Below are 334 nucleotides of genomic sequence, written 5' to 3'. Positions count from 1 at the left end.
AGCCGGTCCACCAGCGCCGTCGTCCCCGCCGAGTTCAGTCCGAGCGCGGCGCCGAGGCGTCCCGCGGTCATCTCCTCGCCCGCCCGCGAGGCGTCCATCAGCGCGATCAGGGCGCGGACGTCGGTGGGGTGCATGTCGTTGCGCTGCGCGAACCGCGTGCTGTGCGCTCCCAGTTCGACCGCGACCGCACGCAGCAGATGGACGATCTCCATCTCCGGTCCCTCGTCGGGCATCGGTCTTCCTCTCCCGCTCCCCGGCTCTCCGGACTGGTGCCTCGCCCGGCATGTATCTCGCTCAGCGAGATACTATCGGAAACCTCGGAGAGTCTCGGAAC

At 69.5% G+C, this 334-nt stretch carries 1 pseudogene; it reads right to left on the bottom strand.

Going from position 1 to position 334, the window contains the following annotated elements:
• Positions 1 to 233, bottom strand: a pseudogene (locus ACLZOT_RS50970) (MarR family transcriptional regulator); the annotation flags it as partial.
• Positions 234 to 334: the final 101 nt, after the last annotated feature.

This window comes from Streptomyces sp. 4F14 (assembly GCF_048159485.1).
Lineage (GTDB): Bacteria > Actinomycetota > Actinomycetes > Streptomycetales > Streptomycetaceae > Streptomyces.
The sequence above is the reverse complement of the archived record's forward strand: the minus strand, read 5'-3'. Positions and strand labels throughout refer to the sequence as shown.